This is a genomic window from Pseudomonas sp. FG86 (assembly GCF_057808775.1).
Window position 1 is genome coordinate 1 of the sequence record NZ_JBMDIS010000011.1, and the last position, 14,967, is coordinate 14,967.

Sequence of the window (14,967 nt, forward strand, 5' to 3'; positions counted from 1 at the left end):
GCCAGTGGTTGCCTGGGCGTGCGGGTAGCGGGCGATGCCCAGCGTTTTCCGGGAGTGCAGGTTGCGGTCGATGCGGATTGTTCCCCGGATGTGCCGGCTGCGGGCGGTTGCTGCTGTTGTGCGGCGGGCGTTGCCAGTCGTCTTGCGCAGGTTGCCAGTGGTTGCCTGGGCGTGCGGGTAGCGGGCGATGCCCAGCGTTTTCCGGGAGGGCAGGTTGCGGTCGATTCGGGTTATTACCCGGGCGCGCCGGCTGCGGGCGGTTCCAAGCGTAGTTCGCGTTATGGGGCTGTTGGGATGACGGTGGTCTGTAACCGTTCTGGCCGCGTGCGGATGGACAGGTGTCTGCAGTTTCCGGAGAGGGCGTGTTGAACGGCAGGAATCGCAACGCCATTGATCCATTTATCTGTGTCGACATAGGGCTCTCTATTATTTATCGATCATGAATGGCCTGCCTCTTTTGAGTGTGCTCCATGGGGAGACACCCCCTCATCTGGCAGGTGTCATGTAGTGGGTGATAAATCGCGAGACGTTCCGGAAATATCCTGTTGTGGCGTGCCGATCCTGGCGGCCTTACAGGAAAAGTCCTAACGTGGAAGCCATTATTCAGGGGCTAGGCTGGCAGGAGGGCGAACCGACTGACGTCATTCGCAGATCGGTCAACGAACGTAAGGCAATGTCGGAACAGCAAAAGGTTCTCCGCACACACCGCGTAGCTGGTTCTCGAACTGCTCGATAATTGCCGGCCAGCCCTGGTGACTGGCATGCCGACGGGCATTGAGACGTGCCCTGCGTAAATGCTCACGATCTTCCAGCAGCCAATTGGCCGCATCGCAGAACGCTTCCTCATCGCCGGGCATCGCCAGCACACCGTTGTAACCATGGCGGATGTGCTGGGTCGCGGCCGCTTGGTCGTATGCCACCACCGCGAGCCCGGAGGCCATGGCTTCCAGCACCACATTGCCGAAGGTTTCCGTCAGGCTGGGAAACAGGAACAGATCCCCCGAGGCGTAGTGTCGCGCCAGTTCTTCGCCGCGCCGGGTACCGCAGAATATGGCTTGCGGCAGGTCGTGCTCCAGCAGCGCACGTTGCGGCCCGTCACCGACCACGATCAGTTGCAGGCGACGCTGTGGATAAGTATCGCGCAGGGTATCGAAGCAACGCTTGAGCATGCCCAGATTCTTTTCCTGCGCCAGGCGCCCGACATGCAGCACCGCAATATCGTCATTGCCCAGGCCCCAGCTCTCGCGCAATGCGTTATCGCGCTTGGCCGGGTTGAACAGTTGGCTGTCCACCCCACGCGACAACATCCCCAAGCGCTCGAAGTGCCGGCGTTCCAGTTCCAGGCGTTGGCTGGCGCTGGGTACCAGGGTCAAGGTCGAGCGGTTATGAAACCAGCGCAGGTAGTGCGTGACCATGCGGCTCAACAGGCTCATGCCGTACTGGTTCGAGTACTGTTGGAAATTGGTGTGAAAGCCGCTGACCACGCTGATCCCCAGGCGACGCGCGGCGCGTAGCGCCGATAACCCGAGCGGGCCTTCTGTGGCGATGTACAGCACGTCCGGGCGTTGGCGTGTCCAGCGTCGTAGCAGCTTGTGCATTGACGACTGCCCCCACTGCAGGCCTGGATAGCCAGGCAACGGCCAGCCGCGACACAGCAACAACTGGTCGTCGCTGGTCCGGCTCTGATCGGTGCCTTGGCGTGGGCGCACCAGCTCGACCTGATGGCCGCGTGCGCGCAAACCGTCACACAGGCGGCCAAGGGTATTGGCCACCCCGTTGATCTCTGGCGGGAAGGTTTCGGTGATCAGGGTGATGTGAAGCGAAGCTGTCGTCATGACCCACAGTGTCGCCGTGGGCCATGTCGTCATTGTGTCATTGAGATGATGGATTTATGACTTGATTGCCTTTGGCGTGGCCATCGACTCGGCGCCCTGCTCGCGCACCCAGAACAATGTGGCCCCGGCCACTGCCGCCGGCATCATCAACAGGTTGACCACCGGCACCAGCAACACCAGGTAGACGATGCCGCCGAAACTCATGCTCTGCCAGCGTTTCTGGCGCAGCCAGGCGAGCATTTCGTTCCAGCCCAGCTTGTGGTTATCCGCCGGGTAGTCGATGTACTGGATTGCCATCATCCACACGCCGAACAACAGCCACAGCGGCGCGGCGATCAGGTTCACCACCGGAATGAATGACAGGATAAACAGGCCAATGGCCCGTGGCAGGAAGTAGCCCAGCTTGCGCATTTCCCGGGCCAGTGTGCGAGGGACCATGGCCACCAGTTCGCCCCAACTGAACGGCGGGAAGTCATCGGTGCCCCGCACCACGACCTCGACCTTCTCGGCGAGAAAACCGTTGAACGGTGCCGCGATGATATTGGCGAGCATGGTGAAGGTGAAAAACACCATCAGCACCACCAGCACCACGAACAAGGGCCACAGGATATAGCTGAGGAAACTCAACCAGCCGGGCAGGGTCGGCATCAAGGTGTCGACCCACAGGCTGAACTGATGGCCGGCGAAATAGATCAAGCCGACGAACAGCACCAGGTTGATCGCCAGCGGCAGCAGCACAAACAGGCGCAGGCCAGGGCTGAGGACCAGTTTGAGGCCTTCGCGCAAATATTGCGGACCGGAAAGAGCGGGGGCGGGCATGGAGGACTCCGAACAGGATGACGAACGCGCCGACCTTACCGGCTTTGTCGACAGGGCGAAAGCGCGGCTGGTATGACGACATCAACGGTAACAAAGGCGTCGATTAATCGGGTCGACAGCATAGAGACCACCTATGAGCTGGATTGTTATTCCGTATTTCCTTAATCTTGCCTCCCTCGATACGCTGCACCCATTATTTTTCAGGGGCTGCGAGTGAAAGCCTTCCCCAAGTGCTTCGTGGTCCCTTTTTTATTCCAGCCGTCTTGTGGTCCGGGCGGTCGATAGGAGTGATTCATGTCTGATACCCGTCATTCGCGAGTGATTATTCTCGGTTCCGGCCCTGCCGGTTACAGTGCTGCTGTCTACGCTGCCCGGGCCAACCTCAAGCCGCTGCTGATCACCGGCATGCAGGCGGGCGGTCAGTTGACCACCACCACTGAAGTCGACAACTGGCCGGGCGATGTCCACGGCCTGACCGGTCCGGTGCTGATGGAGCGTATGAAAGAGCACGCCGAGCGCTTTGAAACCGAGATCGTGTTTGATCACATCAACAGCGTCGACTTCTCGAAAAAGCCTTACAGCCTGACCGGCGACAGCGGCGTCTACACCTGTGATGCGCTGATCATCGCCACCGGCGCCAGCGCCCGCTACCTGGGCCTGCCTTCGGAGGAAGCGTTCATGGGCAAGGGCGTGTCCGCCTGCGCGACCTGCGACGGTTTCTTCTACCGCAACAAGCCGGTCGCCGTGGTCGGTGGTGGCAACACCGCGGTGGAAGAAGCGCTGTACCTGGCCAACATCGCCAGCACCGTGACCCTGGTTCACCGCCGCGAAACCTTCCGCGCCGAGAAGATCCTGATCGACAAACTGCATGCCCGTGTCGCTGAAGGCAAGATCATCCTCAAGCTCAATGCCACCCTGGACGAGGTCCTGGGCGACAACATGGGCGTGACCGGTGCCCGCCTGAAAAACAACGACGGCAGCTTCGACGAGCTGAAAGTCGACGGCGTGTTCATCGCCATCGGCCACACCCCGAACACCTCGCTGTTCGAAGGCGTGCTGGACGCCAAGGACGGTTACCTGGTGGTACAGGGCGGCCGTGAGGGCAATGCCACCGCGACCAACATCGAAGGTATCTTCGCTGCCGGTGACGTGGCCGACCACGTCTATCGCCAGGCTATCACCTCGGCCGGCGCCGGCTGCATGGCGGCGCTGGATGCCGAGCGTTACCTCGACGGTTTGGGCAACGCTTCGCTCTAAATCCGTTGAGCAAAAAAAAACCGGCTGCGAGGCCGGTTTTTTTGTGAGTGCGATTTAAATGTGGGAGGGGGCTACACCCCGATAGCAGTCTTTCAGCCAAGTATTCGTTAGCTGAGACACCGCTATCGGGGGCAAGCCCCCTCCCACATGTTGATCGACATCTGACTCAGGATTTGCGGGTCAGTGGCTGGGCGGCGAACTTCACGCCTGCCAACCCATGGGCAATCAACGCCCGAATATTGCCATGGTCGCTGCCCTCGGGCGTCGCCACCACCGAGCGGTAATGCTCGCCGAAGGCCAGCAGTGCTTCCTGATCGCTCAAGCCTTCCAGCAGCGCCAGGCCCAGGGTCTTGCATGAACCTTCGTTCTGCCCGGCGGCGTTTTCCACGGTGCCATTGGTAAAGGCCTGCGGCTGGTAGTCATAACCGGCAGTGACGAACGCCAGGGTATCGGCAAAGGCATGTTCGCCGCTGTTGAGGCTGGCGCGCAGGGTATTCAAATCAGTCATGGGTTTTTCCTTGGGCAAACGCCGCCTGTTGCTCGGCGCTGGCTTCTTTCTGGTATTGGGCTTTCCACTCGGCGTACGGCATGCCGTACACCACTTCGCGGGCGTCATCGAGGCTCAGCTCGATCTGGCGCTCGTCGGCCTCGGCCTTGTACCACTTCGACAGGCAGTTACGGCAGAAACCGGCGAGGTTCATCAGGTCGATGTTCTGCACATCCTTGCGGCTGTCCAGGTGCGCCACCAACCGGCGAAAGGCGGCGGCTTCAAGTTCGAGGCGTTGTTGGTCGTTCATAGGGCTCACGCAGATTCAAGAGGTTAGCGGCTGGCCGCCAGGGTAATCGACACCGACTCGGCAAAGCGCAGCGCATGGGGCTTGTCCACTTCGACTTCGGCGTACAGCACCGATTCGTTGCTCATCACCAGGTCCAGCAGTTCCTGGGTCAGGCGTTCGAGCAAGGCAAAGCGGTTGCCTTCGACATGGGCGATGATCGCCTTGGTGATGGTGCGGTAGTTCAGCGCGTGGTCGATATCGTTGTCACGCACGGCTTCCTGGGCGGCATACAGGATGGTCAGGTTGATCAGCACATCCTGCTTGTTGAGGATTTCGTCCTCGTTGATGCCGATAAAGGTGCGCAGGCACAGGTCCTTGACCCGGATGCGCGCCATGCCTGGTTGAAGTTGTGGCATTGCTACTTGCTCCGTCCAATCAGTTGCAGGAACTCCATGCGCGTGGTGTTCGACTCGCGAAAGGCGCCGAGCATCACCGAGGTGTTCATGGTTGAATTCTGTTTCTCCACGCCGCGCATCATCATGCACATGTGCTTGGCTTCGATCACCACGGCCACGCCGGCGGCCTGGGTCACTTCCTGGATGGCGTCGGCGATCTGCCGCGTAAGGTTTTCCTGGATCTGCAGGCGCCGCGCGAACATGTCGACGATGCGCGCCAGCTTTGACAGGCCCAGCACCTTGCCGGTCGGAATATAGGCCACATGGGCCTTGCCAATGAAGGGCAGCAGGTGGTGCTCGCACAGCGAGTACAACTCGATGTCCTTGAGGATCACCATCTCGTCATTGTCGGAGGCGAACAGCGCGCCGTTGACGATTTCTTCGAGGTTCTGCTCGTAGCCATGACACAGGTACTGCATGGCCTTGGCGGCGCGCTTGGGGGTGTCGAGCAAGCCTTCGCGTTCCGGGTCTTCGCCCAGGCCCTTGAGGATCTCGCGGTAATGGTGGGGCAGGGATAAGGTCATACAACATCCTCACAAACGGCTTACTTGATATGCCGCCCGCCGTTGACGGTCAGGGTGGTACCGGTGACATAGGGGTTGTCCAGCAGGTAACGCACGCTCTGGTAGATCACCTCGGGCCCGGGCTCGATGCCCAGCGCCGACTTGGCGAGGACCTTGGCGCGGTAGGCCGCGTCATCGCCCTCGTTGAACATCACCATCGCCGGGGCGATGCCGTTGACCTTGATCCGCGGCGCAAATTGCGCGGCAAACGAAAGCGTGAGGCTATCGAGCCCGGCCTTGGTGGCGCAGTAGGCGATGTGCTGGCGGCTACCTTTGCGCACGACATCATCGCTGATATGCACGATGTCGGCGGGTGAAGAACGTTGCAGCAAGGGTGAACAATGCAGGTTGATCAGGTACGGCGCAAGCATGTGCACACTGAACATGTCGGTCAAGGCACGGCTTTCATCGCCAGGGGTTTCTGCAACCCAGGCCGAGGCGTTGTGGATGATGGCCCGCAGGCTATCAGTTTGGCTCTTGAGTTCAGCGATAAAGGCCAGGATGCCGGCCTCGCTGGAGAAATCGGCAAACAGGCCGATCGCACCACGCTCGCGCAGGGCGTGTACACCGGGGCGTTCACTGCGGTAACTGAAAATGACCGGTTGCCCTTCATCCAGCAAGCGCTGGGCGCAATGCAGGCCGACGCGCTGGCCGGCACCGGTGATCAGGATAGGGGCGTTTGGTGCGGTCATGGGAGGCTCGAATCGCTGGCAGGTTGGAACTATACCAGCGACCGGCCGCCCCTGTATTCACGCTGCGGCTTCGGTGGCCTTGCGCGGTGGCGGTGTGGGATGCAACCAGTTCGCCAGCAGGTGTGTCGACAGTGGGATGAACCAGTACACCATCAGCGGCGTAAGGGCCAGGGTGCTGACCAGCACGCGCGGAGCCAGCTCCAGCTCGCTGAGCAGCGGGTTCAGGACGAAATTGAACAGCAGCGACACCGGGAAAAACGCCAGCCAGATCGCTACCGCCTGTTTCCAGCGTGGCGGTCGCGCACCTGCGGCGCCAAACCAACCGTCGATGCCACGCACGCGATGCTCGGACGGGTCGGCAAACAGTTCGCTGCCACGGCCCAACCACGCGCTGCGTGAAGCGGAGAACTCCCAGGCATGCAAGGTGGTTTCATCGGCGAAACGGAAAATGATCTGGAATTCATCGTCATCGGGCGGTGGGGCCAGCACGCCGGAGCCCAGGTAACCGGGGAAATCGGTGGCCAATTGCTCGCCTTCGCGCAGCCAGGCCATCAGTTCTTCATAGCGCCCTTTGGCCACGCGGCGCGCAACCATCAGGGTGACGGGTGAGGTAGACATTGTGTATCTCCAATATTCGGGTGTGCGGAACCGGGTAGGTGGCACACAGGCGTAGTCGCGGGGTGTTGCGGCTGCGCAAAAAAACAGGCAAGGATTATTCCCGTTTTACCCAAATACACCAGCGACATTGGTCCGAAAATCGGAGAACTTGAAAAAGACAGGTGTAAAGGCGTTAAATGAGCGCCCAGTTAACGTTGGTTTTTTGGTCAAAAATGCCCGTGATTACTGCTCCGCATGATAGTGCTTCGCATCTGGATTCAACCGTTTCCGATAAGCTGTTTCCGATCCGTGAAGTCTCGAGACTGACAGGCATCAATCCGGTCACCTTGCGTGCCTGGGAGCGTCGTTACGGCCTGATCCAGCCCACGCGCACTGAAAGTGGGCATCGCCTCTATTCCCAGGGCGATATAGAGACAGTCCATCGTATTCTCGATTGGATCGAGCGCGGCGTAGCCGTGAGCAAAGTGGGCAAGATTCTCGCTCGCGACGATCAGCAGGCCAAGTCCGTTCGTGCGGAGCGCGATGTCGTCGAAGAGGGCGAATGGCCGCAGTGGCAGGCGCGGCTGATACAGGCCATCAGCGACTTTGACGACCGTCAACTGGAACGTTTGTATGGGCAGGTTCTGGCTACCTACCCACTCGACGTGGTGTTCCAGGACATTCTGATGCCTCTGTGGAATGAGCTGTTGCGTCATGAGGGGCGTTTCGGCCAGGCGAGCGAATGGTTGTTCTTCGACAACTTCCTGCGCGTACGTGCCTTGGAGCGCCTGCAATTGGCGGGTGCTTCACCCGTGCCGCGGGTATTGCTGGCGGCCATGGCTGGCGAGTGCCGTAAGTTGGAGTTGCTGGTGGCGGCGCTCTTGATGAGTCGAGATGACCTGGCCGTTAAAGTGCTGGGCATGGGGCAGCCGTTTGACGAGTTGACACTGGTCTGCGAGAAGACTCGCCCACAGGCGCTGATCCTCTTCTCCAATTACTCGCATAACCATGACTTTGCCGGGCGCTTGAACCGCTTGGCGTTGACCCTGGATTGCCCGCTGTTTCTTGCCGGTGCGGCTTCGGATCTTGCCCAGGACAACCTGGCCGGCACGTCCGTTGGCTGCCTTGGTAATGAAGGTCGCCTGATGCGGCGCCGCTTGCAACAGTTTCTCAGCGGCGGGCTGGATACCTGATATCAGGCATGCATTTGTGGGTGGACCAGGCGGTGCTGGTGCAGGATGAATTGGCGCAGGCGCTCGGTTTCATCCACGTCACCTTGGCTCAGGCGATAGGCAAACAGGCCTCGTGCGGTTTCCCGCTCGAAGGTGCCGCGCAGGGCAATACGTTCATAGCCCGAGGGGCTGAACCACAGGGAAAAGGTTTTCGGCGGCCTGAGCCGGCCACGAATCTCCACCAACACGCCTTTGAAAGACACCTCATGCACCCAGAGTGCGCTGGGTGTTCCCCTGATATTTTCCAGTGCTACCGGTGTTTCCAGGGCCAGGCGCCATGGGCGGATCATCGGCCCGTCTTCGAAAATGCTGGGTACGCCCAGGCGCAAATGCACCGCATGAAACTCATCTTCCACCAAGTGCAGGGGAAAGGTGAGTTGCTGGTTATCGAATTGCGCCTGGAGAGTGACGTGGTCGTGAGCGGCCAGTCGCGTGAGCAAGTCGCGAAGCTGCGCACCGCCGTTGACAGTCAGGCTCGACGACGGATCCCGCAGGTTGAGCTGCGGGTTGTGCTGCATGTTCTGGATGAAATCCAGTTCGTCCTGAGTCAGAAGCGTGTCGCGTTGCATCGGTCATGCCCACGGGGGGAAGTATTAAAATGCCATTATCCGCTTTAATGACCGTATTTTCTAAATTTTGTTAGATCCGCTCGTCGCCTTGAGCGCCGCCAGCTCGGCCTTGACGCTGGCCAGTTCGGCTTCCAATTGCGCGACGCGCTGCTGGGCCTTGACCTGGAGGGTCACGTCCTTTTGCACACCGACGAAATACGTCTGCTTGTCGGCCTCGTTGTACACCGTCGACAACGACAGTTCGTTCCAGAAGTGGCTGCCGTCCTTGCGGTAGTTGCGCAGGATTTCGCGGCAGGTACCGCCCTGTTCCAGGGCATCGCGGATGGCTATCAGGGCCGGTTGGTCGCGGTCGCCCGATTGCAGGAAACGGCAGTCCTGATAGAGGATTTCATCCAGGGTGTAGCCGGTCAGGCGTTCGAATGCCGGGTTGACGTAGATAAGTGGCTTGTCCTTGCCTTCACGCTCCGCGACAACGATGCCGTCGTTGGAAGCGTTGATCACCATTTGCATCAGTCGGGCGTTAATCATTGAGCGGTCCATGGCTTGTGGGTGGAACTGGCAGTTTATGACATGCCCTGAATGTTGCACGGCGTGCGCCGAAAATTTTGCGCCAGCTGCTAATATCCCAGGCTTTCGCTCAACCACAGGATCAGATTGATGAAAGTCGCCATCCTTTCCGGCTCGGTGTACGGCACGGCTGAAGAAGTCGCCCGCCACGCCGCCGGCATCCTCAACGCGGCCGGTTTCGAAGCCTGGCACAACCCGCGCGCCACCCTGGCGGACGTGCAGGCATTTGCCCCTGAGGCGTTTCTGGCGGTGACCTCCACCACCGGCATGGGCGAGCTGCCTGACAACCTGCAACCGCTGTACTCGACTATTCGCGACCAGTTGCCCGCTGCCTGGCGTGGCTTGCCCGGTGCGGTGATCGGCCTGGGTGACGCCAGCTACGGCGACACCTTCTGTGGTGGCGGCGAGCAAATGCGCGAGTTGTTCGCCGAACTGGGCCTGCGTGAGGTGCTGCCGATGTTGCGCCTGGACGCCAGCGAAAGCGTCACCCCCGAAACCGACGCCGAGCCGTGGCTGGCCGAACTGGTCACTGCACTGCGCGGTTGACCGGGAATTCGCGCAGCAATGCCAGCCAGGCCTGCGCGGCTCTCGAAAGATAGGCGCCCTCGCGCCAGATAAAGGCAATGTCCCAGCGTAGGTAGTCCGGCGCCTTGAGCGTCAGGCGTACCACCCCCGGGCGCACCAGCCCACGGGCGACCACGCTGGGCAACAACACCACTCCTTGACCAGCGGCGACCAGCGCCGCGAGAAAATCTGCCTGGCCGCTGCGGCCGATTTCCTTCGGGGTAAAACCCAGTTGCCGGCACGCCTGCATCAGTCGGTCGTTGAGCACAAAGCTGCGCTGGTACATCAGGAACGGCGTGTCGGCCAGTTCCTCCAGGCGTACCTGGGCGTTTTCCGCCAGGGGATGATCAATCGGCAGCAACGCGTCCAGCGGTTCATCGCAGAAAGCCTGCCAGGCGAACGCCGGGTCATTGGGCTTCAAGCTACCACCGACTTCCAGTTCACCATTGAGGATCGCCTGCTCGATATTGCGACTGCCGCCCTCCAGCAACTGGATCGTCACGTTCGGATAACGCCGCCGGTACTCGGCAAACAGTCCGGCAAACAGCGTATCGCCGCCCAGCAGCGGCAGGCCCAGGCGCAGTTCGCCGCGGGTCAGTTGGTGCATGTCGTCCAGCTCGCTGAGCAACTCGGTTTGCAGGCGCAGCATCGCTTCGGCACGTTGCAGCACCACCTGGCCGGCGGCGGTCAGGCGGATCTGCGAGCCGATGCGGTCCAGCAGCGGCGTGCCGAGGCTTTGTTCCAATTGCGCGACCTGCTTGCTGACGGCCGACTGGCTGATATGCAGGGTTTTCCCGGCCTGGGTAAAACCACCCCGGTGGATCACTTCGACAAAGCTGCGCAGCTGTCTGAATTCCATGGTTCATGATTCCAGATTGGAATGGCTGGCAGTCTAACAATTCGCTGTGGGGATGGGGGAAGCTTCTCTAAAATGGAGGCCTGCGAGGATCCAAAGCCCATGAAACGTTTCCGCTTCAAACATTTCAGCCGTTTACTCACCGAACTGGTCGTGCTGCTGGCCATTTACCTGCTGGGCACCCAGTTGGCCGTTTGGCTGGCGTGGCCAGTCCCCGGCGGCGTGGTTGGCCTGGGCCTGTTGCTGGCGACCTTCGCTACGGGCCTGGCCAAGCCGGCAGCCTTGCAATTGGGGGCCGGTGTGTTGATGGCCGAGATGCTGCTGTTCTTTATTCCGGCCTTGATGAGCCTGCTGGACTACGGTGGTCTGCTGCGCAGCGAGGGCTGGCGCATCTTGTTGGTCATTGGCCTGAGCACCTTGGCGGTGATGCTGGTCACGGCGTTCACCGTGGAATGGGTGTGCCGTTGGAGGCTGCGCCATGAAGCTTGAACTGATGCCGGTGTTCTGGCTGGCCTTGACCCTGGGCACCTATGTTTTCAGTCGCTGGATTTACCGGCGAACCGGTCGCTACCTGTTGTCGCCGCTGATTCTGGTGCCAGTGCTGCTGCTGGCGGTGGCCGTACCGCTGAAAACCGCCTACGCCGAATACGCGACCGACACCCACTGGCTGATGGCGGTGCTGGGCCCGGTTACCGTGGCGTTCGCCGTGCCGATCTGGCAGCAGCGGCGCTTGCTGGCGCGGCATTGGCCGGCGCTGTTGATGGGCATGGTCGCGGGCAGCGCGGCGTCGATCGGCACCTCGTTCGGCCTGGCCAAAGCGCTGGCGCTGGACAGCGCTGTGACAATGTCCCTGGTGCCGCGCTCCATCACCACACCGTTTGCCATGCCCGTGTCGTCCGACCTGGGCGGCGTACCGGAACTGACGGCGGTGTTCGTGATGCTCACCGGCGTGTTCGGCGCCATGCTCGGCGGCGTATTGCTCAAGTGGCTGCCGCTGCGTACACCGCTGGCGCGCGGTGCGTTATTTGGCGTGGGCGCCCATGGTGCGGGCGTCAGCCGCGCCCATGAAGTGGGCGGCGAAGAGGGCTCTGTCGCGGGGCTGGTGATGGTGTTGACAGGGTTGCTCAACCTGTTCGCCGCGCCTTTATTGGCGGCGCTTCTCTGACGCGAATTAAACAAAGTTCAACTATTCTCTGTGCTGACTCGTTCGGTCATCAAGCTGGCTGCCAAGGCAACTACGGCAGCCATGAGGTCTGACTAGACTGGCCCTTCACTCAAGAAAAATAATAAAAAACGTGTCAAGGAGGTCATTGCCGTGAGCCTAGCCCCTGCACCATTGCCACAGAACGTCAAAGACCAGGTCAGTGCCGTCGAATGGCAAACCCGTGTCGACCTGGCCGCCTGCTACCGCCTGGTGGCGATGCATGGTTGGGATGACCTGATCTTCACCCATATATCGGCCAAGGTGCCGGGTACCGACGATTTCCTGATCAACCCGTACGGGCTGATGTTCCATGAGATCACTGCTTCGAGCCTGGTCAAGGTCGATCAGGCCGGTAACAAACGGATGGACAGTCCCTACGAGATCAACCCGGCGGGCTACACCATCCACAGCGCGATCCACGAAGTGCGCCATGACGTGGTCTGCGTGCTGCATACCCACACGGCCGCCGGTGTCGCGGTGGCCGCGCAAAAGCAGGGCGTATTGCCGATCAGCCAGCAGTCACTGTTCGTGCTGTCGAGCCTGGCCTATCACGCCTACGAAGGCGTGGCGCTGAACCATGAGGAAAAGGCCCGCTTGCAGGCGGACCTCGGTGAAAACAACTTCCTGATGCTGCACAACCACGGTCTGTTGACGTGTGGCGGCACCATCGCCGATACCTTCCTGATGATGTTCATCTTCCAGCGCGCCTGCGATATCCAGGTGCTGGCGCAAAATGGCGGGGCTGAACTGATTACCATCGCGCCGCAGATCCTTGCCGGTGCCAAGGCAATGGCGGCGGCGGTCACAAAGAGTGTCCAAGGCATGGGGGGCGCGCTGGCCTGGCCGGCGCTGCTGCGCAAACTCGAGCTTCAAGACCCCGGGTATAAAAGCTGATGCCACTCGCCGAGATCCCGCTCAGAGCCTGGCGCAAGCGTGGCCAGGATTTCGTCTTTCGCGGCCGTACCCTTCGTTACTGGGTGGCCGGGCAGGGCGAGCCGTTGCTATTGATCCATGGCTTCCCAACCGCCAGTTGGGACTGGCATTACCTGTGGCAGCCCCTGGCCCAGCGTAACCTGGTGATCGCCTGCGACATGCTCGGGTTTGGCGATTCAGCCAAGCCGCTGGACCACACCTATTGCCTGTTGGAACAGGCGGATCTGCAACAGGCGCTGCTCGAGCACCTGGGCGTGCAGCAGCCGGTGCACGTGTTGGCCCATGACTACGGTGACAGCGTCGCCCAGGAGTTGCTGGCGCGGCACTACGAAGGCCGGTTTCAGATGGCCAGTTGTGTGTTTCTCAACGGCGGGTTGTTCCCCGAAACCCATCGCGCGGCGTTGGTACAGAAACTGTTGCTCAGCCCCGTGGGCTGGATGATCGGCCGCGCGTTCGGGCGCAGCGCCTTGTCCGACAGCTTCAACCAGATTTTCGGCCCCGACACCCTCCCCAGCGAAAGCGCCCTCGATGATTTCTGGAGCTTGATCAACTGCAACGACGGCCCGCGCATCCTGCACAAGTTGATCGCCTACATTCCCCAGCGTCGGCGCCTGCGCGAGCGGTGGGTGGAGGCGATGCAGCGCGGCGAGGTGCCGTTGCGCGTGATCGATGGGGAAATCGATCCGATCTCCGGTGCCCACATGGTCGAGCGCTACCAGCAATTGGTGCCCCACGCCGACACGGTATTGTTGGCCAATATCGGCCACTACCCGCAGATCGAGGCGCCGGTACAGGTGCTCAAGCATTATCAGGCCTTTCGCGAGCGGATTGGGCAAGTGGCGCCGCGCAGGGCTTATTCCTGAGAGGTGCTTCCCCTTGTAGGCGGGTGATCATCCTGCTGCCTTATCGCGCACCATTCAGCCGTGGCTGTATTTATTGTGACTGCAAACGCGGTGCCTGACACTCGACCCATTCCCATTGTCCCCATTGGAGTTCGGTATGAGTCAGTCAGTGCAGTTCCAGGATAAGGTCGTGATCGTCACCGGCGCCGGCGGCGGGTTGGGCCGTGCCCATGCACTGCTGTTCGCGCGGCACGGAGCCAGGGTGCTGGTCAACGACCTCGGCGGTTCCACCCAGGGCGAGGGGGCGAACGCATCAGCGGCCGACCGCGTGGTGGCCGAGATTCGCGACGCTGGCGGCATTGCCGAAGCCAACCATGATTCCGTCACCGACGGCGAGAAAATCGTCCAGAACGCCTTGGACGTCTTCGGCCGTGTCGACGTGGTGGTCAATAACGCGGGCATCCTGCGCGACAAAACCTTCCACAAGATGGACGACAGCGACTGGGACCTGGTTTACCGCGTGCATGTCGAAGGCGCCTATAAAGTCACTCGCGCCGCCTGGCCTCATCTGCGTGAGCAAAGCTATGGCCGGGTGATCTTTACGGCGTCCACCTCGGGCATCTACGGCAATTTCGGCCAGTCCAACTACGGCATGGCCAAGCTTGGCCTGTATGGCCTGACCCGTACCCTGGCCCTGGAAGGCCGCAAGAACAACATCCTGGTCAATGCCATTGCGCCCACCGGCGGCACGCGCATGACCGAAGGCTTGATCCCGCCGCAGGTATTCGAGCGCCTCAAGCCGGAACTGGTCAGCCCACTGGTGGTGTACCTGGGCAGCGAGGCATGCCAGGAAACCGCCGGGCTGTTCGAAGTCGGCGGCGGCTGGATCGGCAAGACCCGCTGGGAGCGCAGCCTGGGTGTGGGCTTCGACCCGGAGGCCGGGTTCTCGCCGGACGATGTGGCCGCGCACTGGCAGCAGATCTGTGACTTCGAAGGCGCCGCTCACCCCAAGGACAATATCGAGGCGTTGAAGGAGATGATGGCCAATTTGCAGAAATTCAGCCTTTGATCATTACGTGATCGTTGTTAAATACTACGGGGCGCTGAGGGCGCCCCGTTTTATTGCGGGCATAAAAAAGGCCGCTGCAAAGCAGCGGCCGAAGTAAGACGTTGGATCAAGGAGCGATAAATCAACGTCAGTGAACA

General features: G+C 60.9%; 20 protein-coding genes. 8 read left to right on the forward strand and 12 right to left on the reverse strand.

The genetic code is table 11. The features are described 5' to 3' along the window. The 3 genes from ACODSV_RS09880 to cysZ all read right to left on the reverse strand — a co-directional run. The coding region (locus tag ACODSV_RS09880) for a hypothetical protein (RefSeq protein ID WP_489045232.1) at window positions 1-399 on the reverse strand (399 nt) is incomplete at its 3' end. 257 nt (window positions 400-656) lie between these two features. Then, window positions 657-1,835 carry a glycosyltransferase family 4 protein gene (locus tag ACODSV_RS09885; RefSeq protein ID WP_150054763.1) on the reverse strand — a complete coding sequence of 393 codons (1,179 nt, stop codon included), beginning with the start codon at window positions 1,833-1,835 and terminating at the stop codon, window positions 657-659. 54 nt (window positions 1,836-1,889) lie between these two features. After that, complete coding sequence (cysZ, locus tag ACODSV_RS09890) at window positions 1,890-2,654, reverse strand: sulfate transporter CysZ (protein WP_150054762.1); 765 nt, start codon at window positions 2,652-2,654, stop codon at window positions 1,890-1,892. 294 nt (window positions 2,655-2,948) lie between these two features. Here cysZ and trxB point away from each other — a divergent pair, with 294 nt between their 5' ends. After that, complete coding sequence (gene trxB, locus ACODSV_RS09895) at window positions 2,949-3,911, forward strand: thioredoxin-disulfide reductase (protein ID WP_024077363.1); 963 nt, start codon at window positions 2,949-2,951, stop codon at window positions 3,909-3,911. Window positions 3,912-4,077: 166 nt separating this feature from the next. Here the strand turns inward: trxB and ACODSV_RS09900 are convergent, their stop codons facing one another. From ACODSV_RS09900 to ACODSV_RS09925, 6 genes are read right to left on the reverse strand one after another with little or no spacing between them, the layout of a single operon-like run. Then, window positions 4,078-4,419 (reverse strand): HopJ type III effector protein, encoded by a 342-nt coding sequence (locus ACODSV_RS09900; RefSeq protein ID WP_024077362.1) that lies wholly within the window; start codon window positions 4,417-4,419, stop codon window positions 4,078-4,080. Continuing rightward, a complete protein-coding gene (locus tag ACODSV_RS09905; RefSeq protein ID WP_024077361.1) occupies window positions 4,412-4,708 on the reverse strand; it encodes a DUF1244 domain-containing protein in 297 nt (98 codons plus the stop codon). Before ACODSV_RS09905 ends, ACODSV_RS09900 begins: the two co-directional genes overlap by 8 nt. Before the next feature lie 23 nt (window positions 4,709-4,731). Continuing rightward, on the reverse strand, window positions 4,732-5,103 hold the full coding sequence (folX, locus tag ACODSV_RS09910) for a dihydroneopterin triphosphate 2'-epimerase (RefSeq protein WP_003194073.1): 372 nt from the start codon (window positions 5,101-5,103) through the stop codon (window positions 4,732-4,734). Window positions 5,104-5,105: 2 nt separating this feature from the next. Next, on the reverse strand, window positions 5,106-5,666 hold the full coding sequence (gene folE, locus ACODSV_RS09915; RefSeq protein WP_024077360.1) for a GTP cyclohydrolase I FolE: 561 nt from the start codon (window positions 5,664-5,666) through the stop codon (window positions 5,106-5,108). A 20-nt stretch (window positions 5,667-5,686) separates the two neighbouring features. Then, complete coding sequence (gene folM, locus ACODSV_RS09920) at window positions 5,687-6,397, reverse strand: dihydromonapterin reductase (RefSeq protein WP_150055720.1); 711 nt, start codon at window positions 6,395-6,397, stop codon at window positions 5,687-5,689. 57 nt (window positions 6,398-6,454) lie between these two features. Beyond that, on the reverse strand, window positions 6,455-7,015 hold the full coding sequence (locus ACODSV_RS09925) for an antibiotic biosynthesis monooxygenase (RefSeq protein WP_024077358.1): 561 nt from the start codon (window positions 7,013-7,015) through the stop codon (window positions 6,455-6,457). Window positions 7,016-7,227: 212 nt separating this feature from the next. On the opposite strand from ACODSV_RS09925, the gene ACODSV_RS09930 reads away from it, so the two are divergent. Further along, complete coding sequence (locus ACODSV_RS09930) at window positions 7,228-8,187, forward strand: MerR family transcriptional regulator (RefSeq protein ID WP_150055719.1); 960 nt, start codon at window positions 7,228-7,230, stop codon at window positions 8,185-8,187. Window positions 8,188-8,189: 2 nt separating this feature from the next. Here ACODSV_RS09930 and ACODSV_RS09935 read toward each other — a convergent pair whose 3' ends face one another. Together ACODSV_RS09935 and ACODSV_RS09940 are read right to left on the reverse strand one after the other, a co-directional pair. After that, complete coding sequence (locus ACODSV_RS09935; protein WP_024077356.1) at window positions 8,190-8,795, reverse strand: hypothetical protein; 606 nt, start codon at window positions 8,793-8,795, stop codon at window positions 8,190-8,192. Window positions 8,796-8,855: 60 nt separating this feature from the next. Continuing rightward, window positions 8,856-9,323, reverse strand: coding sequence for a PAS domain-containing protein (locus ACODSV_RS09940; protein ID WP_024077355.1), 468 nt, complete (start codon window positions 9,321-9,323; stop codon window positions 8,856-8,858). A 129-nt stretch (window positions 9,324-9,452) separates the two neighbouring features. Between ACODSV_RS09940 and ACODSV_RS09945 the strand changes: the two genes are divergently transcribed. Further along, a complete protein-coding gene (locus ACODSV_RS09945) occupies window positions 9,453-9,908 on the forward strand; it encodes a flavodoxin (RefSeq protein ID WP_150055718.1) in 456 nt (151 codons plus the stop codon). Here ACODSV_RS09945 and ACODSV_RS09950 read toward each other — a convergent pair. Further along, window positions 9,889-10,785 carry a LysR family transcriptional regulator gene (locus tag ACODSV_RS09950; protein WP_150055717.1) on the reverse strand — a complete coding sequence of 299 codons (897 nt, stop codon included), beginning with the start codon at window positions 10,783-10,785 and terminating at the stop codon, window positions 9,889-9,891. The two genes, ACODSV_RS09945 and ACODSV_RS09950, sit on opposite strands and share 20 nt — an antisense overlap. A gap of 99 nt (window positions 10,786-10,884) precedes the next feature. Here ACODSV_RS09950 and ACODSV_RS09955 point away from each other — a divergent pair, with 99 nt between their 5' ends. The 5 genes from ACODSV_RS09955 (at window position 10,885) to ACODSV_RS09975 (ending at window position 14,830) form a co-directional block, all read left to right on the forward strand. After that, window positions 10,885-11,271, forward strand: a complete 387-nt coding sequence (locus ACODSV_RS09955) for a CidA/LrgA family protein (protein WP_150055716.1) — start codon at window positions 10,885-10,887, stop codon at window positions 11,269-11,271. After that, window positions 11,261-11,947: an LrgB family protein gene (locus ACODSV_RS09960; RefSeq protein WP_150055715.1), complete on the forward strand. Its 687-nt coding sequence runs from the start codon at window positions 11,261-11,263 to the stop codon at window positions 11,945-11,947. Before ACODSV_RS09955 ends, ACODSV_RS09960 begins: the two co-directional genes overlap by 11 nt. A gap of 150 nt (window positions 11,948-12,097) precedes the next feature. After that, entirely contained in the window at window positions 12,098-12,880 is a 783-nt protein-coding gene (locus ACODSV_RS09965; protein WP_150055714.1) for a class II aldolase/adducin family protein, read from the forward strand. Beyond that, window positions 12,880-13,782, forward strand: coding sequence for an alpha/beta fold hydrolase (locus ACODSV_RS09970; protein ID WP_150055713.1), 903 nt, complete (start codon window positions 12,880-12,882; stop codon window positions 13,780-13,782). The genes ACODSV_RS09965 and ACODSV_RS09970 overlap by 1 nt, the downstream gene beginning before the upstream one ends. Before the next feature lie 136 nt (window positions 13,783-13,918). Continuing rightward, on the forward strand, window positions 13,919-14,830 hold the full coding sequence (locus ACODSV_RS09975) for an SDR family oxidoreductase (protein ID WP_024077348.1): 912 nt from the start codon (window positions 13,919-13,921) through the stop codon (window positions 14,828-14,830). The last annotated feature ends 137 nt before the right edge of the window (window positions 14,831-14,967 follow it).

Excerpts from the sequence above, each read along its gene's own strand:
- ACODSV_RS09900 (WP_024077362.1), bottom strand. The coding sequence starts at position 4,419 with ATGACTGATTTGAATACCCTGCGCGCCAGCCTCAACAGCGGCGAACAT.
- ACODSV_RS09950 (WP_150055717.1), bottom strand. The coding sequence starts at position 10,785 with ATGGAATTCAGACAGCTGCGCAGCTTTGTCGAAGTGATCCACCGGGGT.
- folE (WP_024077360.1), bottom strand. The coding sequence starts at position 5,666 with ATGACCTTATCCCTGCCCCACCATTACCGCGAGATCCTCAAGGGCCTG.
- ACODSV_RS09970 (WP_150055713.1), top strand. The coding sequence starts at position 12,880 with ATGCCACTCGCCGAGATCCCGCTCAGAGCCTGGCGCAAGCGTGGCCAG.
- ACODSV_RS09940 (WP_024077355.1), bottom strand. The coding sequence starts at position 9,323 with ATGATTAACGCCCGACTGATGCAAATGGTGATCAACGCTTCCAACGAC.
- trxB (WP_024077363.1), top strand. The coding sequence starts at position 2,949 with ATGTCTGATACCCGTCATTCGCGAGTGATTATTCTCGGTTCCGGCCCT.
- cysZ (WP_150054762.1), bottom strand. The coding sequence starts at position 2,654 with ATGCCCGCCCCCGCTCTTTCCGGTCCGCAATATTTGCGCGAAGGCCTC.
- ACODSV_RS09925 (WP_024077358.1), bottom strand. The coding sequence starts at position 7,015 with ATGTCTACCTCACCCGTCACCCTGATGGTTGCGCGCCGCGTGGCCAAA.
- ACODSV_RS09905 (WP_024077361.1), bottom strand. The coding sequence starts at position 4,708 with ATGAACGACCAACAACGCCTCGAACTTGAAGCCGCCGCCTTTCGCCGG.
- ACODSV_RS09930 (WP_150055719.1), top strand. The coding sequence starts at position 7,228 with ATGCCCGTGATTACTGCTCCGCATGATAGTGCTTCGCATCTGGATTCA.
- folM (WP_150055720.1), bottom strand. The coding sequence starts at position 6,397 with ATGACCGCACCAAACGCCCCTATCCTGATCACCGGTGCCGGCCAGCGC.
- ACODSV_RS09960 (WP_150055715.1), top strand. The coding sequence starts at position 11,261 with ATGAAGCTTGAACTGATGCCGGTGTTCTGGCTGGCCTTGACCCTGGGC.
- ACODSV_RS09945 (WP_150055718.1), top strand. The coding sequence starts at position 9,453 with ATGAAAGTCGCCATCCTTTCCGGCTCGGTGTACGGCACGGCTGAAGAA.
- ACODSV_RS09955 (WP_150055716.1), top strand. The coding sequence starts at position 10,885 with ATGAAACGTTTCCGCTTCAAACATTTCAGCCGTTTACTCACCGAACTG.
- ACODSV_RS09975 (WP_024077348.1), top strand. The coding sequence starts at position 13,919 with ATGAGTCAGTCAGTGCAGTTCCAGGATAAGGTCGTGATCGTCACCGGC.
- folX (WP_003194073.1), bottom strand. The coding sequence starts at position 5,103 with ATGCCACAACTTCAACCAGGCATGGCGCGCATCCGGGTCAAGGACCTG.
- ACODSV_RS09885 (WP_150054763.1), bottom strand. The coding sequence starts at position 1,835 with ATGACGACAGCTTCGCTTCACATCACCCTGATCACCGAAACCTTCCCG.
- ACODSV_RS09935 (WP_024077356.1), bottom strand. The coding sequence starts at position 8,795 with ATGCAACGCGACACGCTTCTGACTCAGGACGAACTGGATTTCATCCAG.